The sequence below is a fragment of the Actinokineospora sp. NBRC 105648 genome (assembly GCF_030269645.1).
GTDB lineage: Bacteria > Actinomycetota > Actinomycetes > Mycobacteriales > Pseudonocardiaceae > Actinokineospora.
The window spans coordinates 1-8,979 of the sequence record NZ_BSTR01000091.1 but is presented as its reverse complement, the minus strand read 5'-3'; the positions used below and the strand labels follow the sequence as shown (position 1 = coordinate 8,979).

The 8,979-nt window shown below is 70.1% G+C and carries 7 protein-coding genes; 5 read left to right on the top strand and 2 right to left on the bottom strand.

From position 1 onward, the window contains the following. Nucleotides 1-326: 326 nt before the first annotated feature. Together QSK30_RS36325 and QSK30_RS36320 are read right to left on the bottom strand one after the other, a co-directional pair. Nucleotides 327-1,475, bottom strand: a complete 1,149-nt coding sequence (locus tag QSK30_RS36325; protein WP_285509957.1) for an alpha/beta fold hydrolase — start codon at nt 1,473-1,475, stop codon at nt 327-329. A gap of 14 nt (nt 1,476-1,489) precedes the next feature. Beyond that, nucleotides 1,490-3,091 (bottom strand): FAD-dependent oxidoreductase, encoded by a 1,602-nt coding sequence (locus QSK30_RS36320; protein WP_285509956.1) that lies wholly within the window; start codon nt 3,089-3,091, stop codon nt 1,490-1,492. 173 nt (nt 3,092-3,264) lie between these two features. Between QSK30_RS36320 and QSK30_RS36315 the strand changes: the two genes are divergently transcribed. From QSK30_RS36315 to QSK30_RS36295, 5 genes are all read left to right on the top strand, one after another. Beyond that, a complete protein-coding gene (locus tag QSK30_RS36315) occupies nt 3,265-3,957 on the top strand; it encodes an IclR family transcriptional regulator (RefSeq protein ID WP_285509955.1) in 693 nt (230 codons plus the stop codon). Nucleotides 3,958-5,218: 1,261 nt separating this feature from the next. Continuing rightward, nucleotides 5,219-6,517, top strand: a complete 1,299-nt coding sequence (locus QSK30_RS36310; RefSeq protein ID WP_285509954.1) for an MFS transporter — start codon at nt 5,219-5,221, stop codon at nt 6,515-6,517. A 195-nt stretch (nt 6,518-6,712) separates the two neighbouring features. After that, nucleotides 6,713-7,348, top strand: a complete 636-nt coding sequence (locus QSK30_RS36305; protein ID WP_285509953.1) for a heme-binding beta-barrel domain-containing protein — start codon at nt 6,713-6,715, stop codon at nt 7,346-7,348. 27 nt (nt 7,349-7,375) lie between these two features. Next, nucleotides 7,376-7,990 carry a 5-oxoprolinase subunit PxpB gene (pxpB, locus tag QSK30_RS36300; RefSeq protein ID WP_285509952.1) on the top strand — a complete coding sequence of 205 codons (615 nt, stop codon included), beginning with the start codon at nt 7,376-7,378 and terminating at the stop codon, nt 7,988-7,990. Beyond that, nucleotides 7,987-8,856: a 5-oxoprolinase subunit C family protein gene (locus tag QSK30_RS36295; protein WP_285509951.1), complete on the top strand. Its 870-nt coding sequence runs from the start codon at nt 7,987-7,989 to the stop codon at nt 8,854-8,856. The genes pxpB and QSK30_RS36295 overlap by 4 nt, the downstream gene beginning before the upstream one ends. Nucleotides 8,857-8,979 lie beyond the last annotated feature (123 nt).

The window sequence follows — 8,979 nt, the reverse complement described above, 5'->3', positions numbered from 1 at the left end:
CGACTTAAGAGCGAGCTCGATTCAGTGAACTCACTTCGTGCGGGGCCCCTAGAGCACCGCGGTGGTGAAAAAAGGGCGGGTGAAGGGCATTCCCCACCACACGGCAAGTTTAGCGGTACTCTCCCCCACACGAAGTGAGTCCACTGAATCGAGCACCTCCGTAGCGGGTGTTGCTTTGCGTGGGGCTTGAGATCTAGAGATTTAGGGATTCAGGACAAGAACCAGAGCAACATCAGGAAGCACAGGCAGCACAAGGCAAGGCGCGGCAACGAGGGCTGACCGTGGATCTCTTGGTCAGCCCTCGTTGTTGCCTTGTTCTCTCTCCGCTAGCGAAGGTTCTCCGCCGTCAGCCAGTCCCCGATGCGGGCCACCACCTCTGCCCTTCCGTTCTCCTGGTCCACCATGTAGTGGTTCAGCCCCGGCATCTCCACCAGAGTCCCACGAGGGGCGCCGACTGCCTCGAACATCAGTTTCGCGTTGTCCGGCATCGCGCCCTGGTCGGCCATCAATCCCAGTACCAGCACCGGAACCGTCGTCTCCGGCAACCGCTCCACCGCATCTGCGTATGAGTGCCGCAGGCTCCAAGAACTCAACCAGCCCCGCAAGGTCTGGAACCTTGCCAGTCCGGCGCCTGCTTCATTGGCCACCTTCGGATCCCCGTACATGCTGCCCACTACCCGGTCACTCAGGTCCAGCGACAGGTCCACGAAACGGGGATCGGCGACAGTCCGGTGCACCACGAAGGCCCGGTCGCCGATGCCGAGTGCGGAAAGCCTGGCCAATTCAGCTTCGGCCCAGGTGCTGATCCGGTCCATCCGGGCCACCTGCGCCGTCCGATATGCTTGCACCCAATCGGCGTCGAATGGCGGTGTGCGGCCAGGGAGGAACAGGTCCAGTTCGGGGTCGCGATCATCCGGATTGGTTTCATCGCGGACCGAGGGATCGATCCAAGTGGCCAACAGGCGACCACGGCCGGCGTGGGCGGCGACCAGGGCCAGGCCGTCTGCGGGCGGAAGGCCTGCGGTGGTCAGGTCTGGCGGATCGCCTGCGGGGGTCGCGGTGACGAAGGGCTTCTCGGCTTGGCTCTGGTAGTAGGCCACGGCGGGTCCGCCGCCGCTGAAGCCGACCAGGATCACCTTGCGGTAGCCCAGTTCCTCGCGCATCCAGCGCACTGCGGCGCCGATGTCGAGCAGGACGTTCTCCATTACCGTGGTGGCGTCGTTGCCGACGTACCTGGTGTTGAGGCCGAGCACCGGGAGTCCTGCCTCGGCGAGTGGCTCAAGCAGGAAGTGGGTGAGGAAGTTCGAGGTCGGGTGCATGAGCACGAGGCCGACATCGGTGGTCGCGTCCGTGCGGCGGACCAGGTTCGCGTGGATGCGGGGGTAGTGCCTGGCGAGTCCGGAGTGGATCTCGATCCGGGACGCGGTGGTGCCCGGCGTCATCGGGATCGCCTGCAGCTGGTGCAGTAGGGGCATCGGGGTCTCCAGGCTCAGGATCGGGTGAGGGTCTCGGTTCGCTGCCCCAGCACGGTGCGCAGACACTCGTGCACGAGTGCGGCGGTCTCCCGGCCGGTGGCGGGCAGTGGGACGTCGGCGCCGACGTAGCAGTCGGGGCGGACCAGCAGGAGGCGGTCGGTGTCGGCGGCCAGTGCGGTGGTGAGTGCGCCGGTGTCGTCGTGGACGGCGGTGACTTCCAGGTTGTCCGGCGCCGCACTTCCTCTCGGCAGCAACAAGAATCGGCGCGTCGAGTGCACTGCCGTGGCAGCGGCGAGACGGGCCGCCACATCCTCGATCGTCGATGTGGCGCCGGGGATCACCAGCAGGGAGATGTCACCGGCGAGCAGCTTGCGCAGTGTGCTGCCGTTGACTGAACCGTCGGCGACGAGGGCGCCGGTGCCGGAGGCGGTCAACGTGGAATCGCGGTACGGGAACGATTCATACAGTCGACCACTGTCCACTTCAGATAGTTTGGTGGCGTCGGTGACCGCGCCCGCCAAGATGGCGTCGCGGTTGGCGATGCCCTCGGCGGTGGCCGGTGTCATGAACCGCATCGTGGCCCCGGTGACCTCGACGTGGTGCTCGGCGGCGGCGCGGCGCTCCTGGTCGTAGGTGTCCAGCAGGGTGGCGTCAGCGCGGCCGGCGAGCACGAAGCCGAGCTTCCAGGCCAGGTTCTCCGCGTCCTCCATGCCGCTGTTCATCCCGCGCGCGCCGAACGGTGACACCACGTGCGCGGCGTCGCCGACCAGGAACACCCGGCCGCGACCGAACCGCTCGGCGCAGCGCTGCTGGAACGTGTAGCTGTTGGCGCGCAGCACAAGTGCCTCGTGATCACCGATGACGCCGCGCAGCAGTTCGTCGAGTCGGGCCAGGTAGTCGGCCTCGTCGGCGTCGGGTTCGATCTGCCAGTCGACGCGCCAGCGGTCGGGGCCGAAGCCGTGCATGAGCACGATCCGGCCGGGGTGGAACGGCGGGTCGAACCACAGCCGCCGCTCGCGGCTGAACGGGAGCTCGGCGACGAAGTCGCAGACCAGGAACCGGCCCTCGGTCTGCCACCCCTCGTAGGCGATCCCCAGTCCACCGCGGACCCGGCTCCCGAGCCCGTCGGCGGCGATGACGTACTGGCCCCGGTGCACCTCCTCGCCGTCGGAGCTCTCGGCCCGCACCAGCACCGAGCCGCCCTCGTCGACCACCTCGGTGACGGTGAACCCGTGCCGGAACCGCACCAGCTCGGACGCCTCGGCGGCGGCGTGCAGCAGCTCCTCGGTCCGGAACTGCGGGAAGTTGACGAACGGCGGGTAGAGCTCGTGCTCGGCGGTGGGGAAGCGGAGCTGGAGCAGCTCGTGCTCGCCGTAGTAGGTGCGGCCCAGCGACCAGCTCGCGCCGTCGCGCAGGATCTCCTCGGCGACACCGAGCCGGTCGAACAGCGCGAGGATGTCGCGCTGCACGGTCACCGCACGGGACTGGCCGCAGCTCGGCGTGCCCCGCCGCTCGACCACGGTGGTGCGGATGCCCTGCCGGGCCAGCAGCAGCGCGGCCGCCATCCCCACCGGCCCGGCCCCGATGACGATGACCGGGCTCTCGCTTGTCGACACGTTGGTCCCACCTCCGCGACGGGGGTCACACACACCGATAATCGGTCATGTGTCTCGCATATAGCGCAATCCTGTCCGCTCGCGGCCGAATGTCAACCCCTGGGCGCTGTTTGCGACTTCTGGGCACCGCGCGCGATAATCGGTGTCCAACGCGGTGACGAGGGACGGGGCACATGGACACGCAGGCGAGCAAGCCGGTGGAGATCGCCCAGACCCTCGATCGGGGTCTCCAGGTGCTCGAGGTCCTCGCGGGTGCGCAGGACGGCCTGTCACCCACCGACGTCGCGGCGGAACTCGGCGTGCACCGCTCGATCGTCGCCCGCCTCCTGGCCACCCTGCTCAACCGCGGCTACGTCGGCCGACGCCGCGACGGCCGGTACGTGCTGGGCACGGCGCTGCTCAGCCTCGCCCGCCAGGTGTCGAACAACCTGCTGGTGGTGGCGGGCCCGGTCCTGGCCGACGCCTCGGAGCGGCTCGGTCTGACGGTGGTCCTGCACGTGGCCGACGCCGACGACGCCGTGGCCCTGGCGTCGGTCGAACCCCGCAACGCCGCCTTCCACGTGGGCATCCGCCCCGGCTCCCGACACCCGCTGCCGCAGGCCGCCTCCGGCCAGGCGATCCTCGCGGGCCGCCCGGCGGTCGCGGGGGAGGACCCGGAGATCACCGCGGCCCGCGAGCACGGCTTCGCCCGCACGACGAGCAAGCTGGTCCCCAACTTCACCGGCATCGCCGCCCCGATCACGATCGCCGGAACGGCGGAGGCCAGCGTCGGCCTGATCGTCCCCGTTCAACACACCCACGACGAAGACGCCCTGGCCCGCGAGGTGGTCACCCTGGCCGACCGCATTGGCCGCGCCCTCTACTGACCGAGTAGCGACTCGGCTCGATCGCCGGGGCCCCAGCCCCGCCCCACAACGACTCGACCAGTCCGGCCCGGTCCAGCGCGGCCCCACCCAGCCCAGCATCACCCGCGCAGCCCAATCCGCCCAGCTCGACCCGCCCAGCTCGACGAGCCTGCGTGGCACAGCCAGCGCCACCCTGCTCGATCGACTTGATCAGCCCGGCCAGTCGGCCCTACCCGAACCGACCCAGCCAGGCCAGACCCGGTCTGCTGAGCCCAACTCCGCCCCGGCTCAGCCCGGCCCTAGTCGGCCCGGCCCAACTCGGCCGAGCCCAGCTCGCGGCAGTCCAGCCCAGCCCGCCTCCAGCCCGGCTCTACTCAGCCCCGCCCAGCTCAGCCCAGCTCGGCCCGCCCAGCCCGGCCCGGCCCGGCCCGACTCAGCCCAGCCCAGCTCGACTCAGCCCAGCCCAGCTCGACTCAGCCTCGCCCCGCCCAGCCCGGCTCGACTCGGCTCAGCCCGGCCCAACTCGGCCGAGCCCAGCTCACGCAAGTTCAGCTCAGCCCACCTCCAGCCCGGCTCGACTCAGCCCCGCCCACCTCACCCCAGCTCGGCCCAGCCCAGCCCAGCCCAGCCCAGCCCGGCTCGACTCGGCTCGACTCGGCTCGGCTCGGCTCAGCCTCCAGCCCCGGCCCAGCTCTGCTCCGGTCAGCCCGGCCCAACTCAGCCCAAGTCGGCCCGCCCAGCCCAGCTCGGCCCGGCCCGACTCAGCCCCGCCCAGCCCGGCCAACTCAGCCCGGCCCGGCTCGGCCCAACTCGGCCCGGCCCGGCCCGGCCCAACTCAGCCCGGCCCGGCCCGGCCCAACTCAGCCCGGCTCAGCCCGACGCAGCTCGGCCCGGCTCAGCCCGACGCAGGCTGGCTGGCGAGAGTTCTGGGGGCGCCTTCTCCTGGGACTTGCTTTCTACAGTCACTTACTTTTTCGTAACCGAAAGCCCAGATCTTTCTATAGTGACTTACCTTTTTCGAACCTCGAAGTTTGTGGACGGCGGCTTGGTTCGCGTGCCTGCACATAGGGACTGGTCGGCCTGGCTTTTCGGGTGCCAGGCCACTTCGGACACCGTTTGACCTGCTGCGCACCAGTCCCGCCCGTACGCCCCTGACGCGCCGGAACTCTCCCGTCACGCGCTGGACACCTTATTGACACAGGTCACACCCGCGCGGCATGCTCTCGTTATCCGGTCTTTGAAACCGATTATCGGTGACGCGCCTCGACGAAAGGGTGCCGCCATGACTGCCCCCACCCCACCCCCTGCCCTCCGGCGGACGGCGATCGCCAGCCTGGTCGGCACCGCCATCGAGTGGTACGACTTCTTCATCTACGGCACCGCGTCCGTGCTGGTCTTCGCCCCGCAGTTCTTCCCGGGTGCCTCCGACCTGGCCGGGACGCTGGCCGCCTTCAGCACGCTGGCCGTCGGCTTCCTCGCCCGGCCGCTCGGCGGCGCCCTGATGGGCCACTTCGGTGACCGCGTCGGGCGCAAGTCGATGCTGGTGCTCTCCCTGCTCCTGATGGGCACCGCGACCTTCGCCATCGGCCTGCTGCCCACCTACGCCCAGATCGGCGCCTGGGCCCCGATCCTGCTGGTGCTCCTGCGTTTCCTGCAGGGCTTCGGTGTCGGCGGCGAGTGGGGCGGCGCCGTGTTGCTCGCCGTGGAGAATGCGCCGCCGGGCAAGCGCGGGTTCTACGGGAGCTTCCCGCAGATGGGCGTGCCCGCGGGCGTGATCCTGTCCAATGTGGTCTTCCTGATCATCCTTGGCACCGCCGGGAAGCAGGCGTTCACCGAGTGGGCCTGGCGGCTGCCGTTCCTGTTCAGCATCGTGCTGGTGATCGCCGGTCTGCTGGTCCGCTCCAAGATCGGCGAGACCCCCGAGTTCACCAAGGTGCGCTCGGCCGGGGTCCAGCGCAGCCCGCTGGCCTCGGTGATCCGCAAGCACCCCAAGCAGATCCTGTTGGCGGGTGGCACTTTCCTGGCCAACAACGCCATCGGCTACGTCATGATCGTCTACATGCTCAGCTACGGCACCAAGACGCTCAAGCTGACCCAGAACACCATGCTCACCCTGGTCCTGATCGCCAGCGGCGTCTGGCTGGTGACCCTGCCGCTGTTCTCCGCGCTGTCCGACCGCGTCGGCAGGCGCAAGGTCTTCACCGCTGGCGGACTCGTCCTGCTCGTCTGGTCGATCCCGTTCTTCCTGTTGCTGGACACCGTCTCCACGCCACTGATGGTCATCTCCGTGGTGGTCACCGCGCTCGGTCTCTCGGCGACCTACGGCCCGCAGGCCGCGCTGTTCGCCGAGCTGTTCGACGCCGACGTGCGCTACAGCGGCGCCTCGCTGGGCTACCAGCTCGGCGCGATCTTCGGTGGCGGCTTCGCCCCGTTCATCGCGGCGTGGCTGCAGGGCGCCACCGGGTCCTCGGTGTGGGTGGGCGTCTACCTGACCGTGCTCGCCGTGATCAGCCTCGTCTGCATCAGCCTGCTGCGCGAGCCCGCCCGCCAGGCCGTCGAGGCCGTGCCCCAACCCGCGTGACCGGATCGGGTGAGTGGCGCGCGGAACGGCGCCGCTCACCCGATCCGCGAGACCAGCGCCACGCGTACCAGCGGAGCGAACCGGCTATCCTCCCCACGTGGAAATCTTCTTCACGAGCCTGCTGGTGCTGATGGGCCTGCTGACGACCTGGTTCGCGGTCTACGTCGTCTACCGCCTCTACGCCGACCAGCGTTGATGCCCGAGAACGGCCCGGTGCCCGGCAGCGGCGACGCGGCCCTGGAGGCGGCTGTCGAGCGCGCCGAGGCCACCCGCCACCGCAACCTCCCGCAGTTCGACGACCTGCCGATCCCGGCGGACACCGCGAACCTGCGCGAGGGCCCCAACCTGCACGACGCCTGCCTGGCGCTGCTCCCGCTGGTCGGGGTGTGGCGCGGCGAGGGCGAGGTCGTCTACCCGACCATCGACGGGCCGTTCAAGTTCGGCCAGCAGGTCACCTTCGCCCACGACGGCCGCCCGTTCCTCTCCTACGAGGCGCGCGCCTGGCTGCTCGACGACGAGGGCAACGTCATCCGCCCCGCCGCGCGCGAGGTCGGCTGGTGGCGGCCGCAGCCCGACGACACCATCGAGGTGCTGCTGACGCACGCCACCGGCATCTCGGAGATCTACTACGGCAGCCCGCGCAACGCCACGTCGTGGGAGCTCGACACCGACATCGTGACGCGCACCGCCTCGTCGAAGGAGGTCAACGCCGCCAAGCGCCTCTACGGGCTGGTCAACGGCGGCGACCTCGCCTACGTCGAGGAGCGCGCGATGGTGGGCCAGGAGCTGCAGCCGCACACCTCGGCGTACCTGCGCCGCGTGGTCGGCTGAGCCGACCCGGCTGAGACGGCCAGACTGATGCGACTGCGCCGGTGCGGCCACGACGCGGTGCTGGTCGAGCTGGACTCACTGGCCCAGGTCGCCGCCGCCCGGGCCGCCTTGGCGGGTCTGCCCGGACTGGTCGAACTGGTCCCGGCCGCCCGCACGGTGCTCGTGTCGTTCCAACCCGGTTCATCCGGGCTGCGCCAAGTACAAGGCGTGCTCGACCAAGCAGACCTCAGCGCGCCGCCCGTTGGTGACGCCCGGCAGGTAGTACTACCGGTCGTCTACGGCGGCCCCGACCTCCAGTTGGTCGCCGACACGGCCGGTCTAACCGTTGACGAGACCATCGCCTTGCACTCAAGCGCCTCTTACACGGTCGCGTTCAGCGGTTTCGCTCCCGGTTTCGCCTACCTGACCGGGCTGCCCGAGCCTCTCTGCCAGCCCCGCTTAGAGACACCCCGCGCGCGTGTCCCAGCCGGGTCGGTGGGTGTGGCGGGCGAGTTCACCGGCGTCTACCCGCGCTCGTCACCCGGTGGCTGGCGCCTGCTCGCCCGGTTGGCCGACGACGCCGACGCCCTGTTCGACGCCACCCGCGACCCCGCCGCGCTGCTAGGCCCCGGCGACCACGTCCGGTTCGAGGCCGTCGGATGACCCGCGCGCTCACCGTGCTGGCCACCGGCCCATTGGCCCTGGTCCAAGACCTCGGCAGACCTGGTTACGGCCACCTAGGCGTCCCCCCGTCGGGCGCGCTCGACGTGCCCTCGCTGCGGCTGGCCAACCGCCTCGCCGGGAACGCCGAGGAGGCCGCGGGCATCGAGTGCGTACTCGGCGGTCTGCGAGTGCGCGCGGAGACCTCGTGCACGGTCGCGGTGACCGGTCCGAGCGTCCCGGTGCTGCGCAACGGCCACGACGTCGGCTCGCACGCCCCGGTGCACCTGCGGGTCGGCGACGTCGTCGAGCTGGGTTCGCCGACCGCCGGTTTGCGCAGCTACCTGGCCGTTTCGGGAGGGATCGACGTCCCGCCGCAGCTGGGCTCGCGCGCCACCGACGTGCTCTCCGGCATCGGTCCACCGCCACTGCGCGCGGGCGATGTCCTGCCGCTGGGCACACCGGTCGGGCCGCCGGTGGGGGAGGACGCGGTGCCGCCACCGAGCCCGTCCGACCACCTCACGGTGCCGGTCGTGCTGGGACCGCGGGAAGACTGGTTCACCGACCCGGCGGCGCAGCTCGCGGGGGTCGTCTGGGCGGTGTCTCCGGAGAGCAACCGGGTCGGGCTGCGGCTGTTGGGGGAGCCGCTGCGGCGTGCGCCCGGGTTCGAGGGCGAGCTGACCAGCGAGGGCGTCATCACCGGCGCGGTGCAGGTGCCCGCGAGCGGGCGACCGGTGATCTTCCTGGCCGACCACCCGACCACCGGGGGTTATCCGGTGATCGGTGTCGTGCCCACCCGGTACCTGGCCGACCTGGCGCAGGCGCGACCCGGGACCAAGATCCGATTACGCGCGCAGGCCCAGCACTAGGGCCTGTATCGAAGTTGCTGTGACTGCCTGACCTGGATTTTGGCGTTGTCGGGTGTGTCGGTGATCAAGAATGGGCGAGGTCTCCGGTAAAGGGTTCGTCGACCAAGAAGAACCTGAACACCG